The organism is Oleiphilus sp. HI0061, from assembly GCF_001635675.1.
The window spans coordinates 1-831 of sequence record NZ_LWFE01000576.1; the positions used below are offsets into that span (position 1 = coordinate 1).

An 831-nucleotide genomic window follows, 5' to 3' on the forward strand; every position below is an offset into this window, starting at 1 on the left:
TGATTTTGGGGCTCTTCCTGACACCAAACAACATCACTTGCTTTCGGGTACTGTTCCAAGATGGCCTTAAGATCATCCCCAGGGAACGGATACAATTGCTCGATACGAATCACCGCAGTATCAGTAATTTCATTATGCTGTTGGAAATTCAACAGGTCATAATAAACCTTACCGCTACACATAATGACGCGTTTTATATTGCGAACATCATCAACATAGCTATCGCCAATAACTGTCTGGAATGTACCTGAGCTCAAATCATCAAGCGTTGAGGTAGCTTCTTTGTGACGAAGTAAACTCTTCGGCGTAATGGCGATCAGAGGCTTCCTCAAAGGTCGTTTAACCTGACGACGAAGCATATGGAACACCTGTGCTGGCGTAGTTGGCACACAAACCTGGATATTATGCTCAGCACACAACTGCAAGTAGCGTTCCAAGCGAGCGGAGGAGTGTTCAGGACCCTGACCTTCATAACCGTGAGGTAGTAGCATGGTTAGGCCACATAGGCGCCCCCACTTTAACTCACCACTGGTAATAAACTGGTCAATAACAACTTGTGCGCCGTTTGCGAAGTCACCAAACTGAGCTTCCCAAACTACGAGTGCACCAGGGTTGGTCGTTGCAAAACCATATTCAAAGGCAAGAACCGCCTCTTCCGATAACAAGGAGTCGATAATCTCGCACTTAGGCTGATCTTCTTTGATATTCTGCAAAGGCACATAAGTCGATCCATCTGTCTGGTTGTGTAAAACAACATGACGATGAGAGAAGGTACCGCGACCAACATCTTGACCTGAGATACGAATTTCATGACCTTCTGCTAGCAAACTA

General features: G+C 45.8%; 1 pseudogene. It reads right to left on the reverse strand.

The window, feature by feature from the left end:
- Positions 1-831, reverse strand: a pseudogene (locus A3735_RS07540) (2-oxoglutarate dehydrogenase E1 component); the annotation flags it as partial.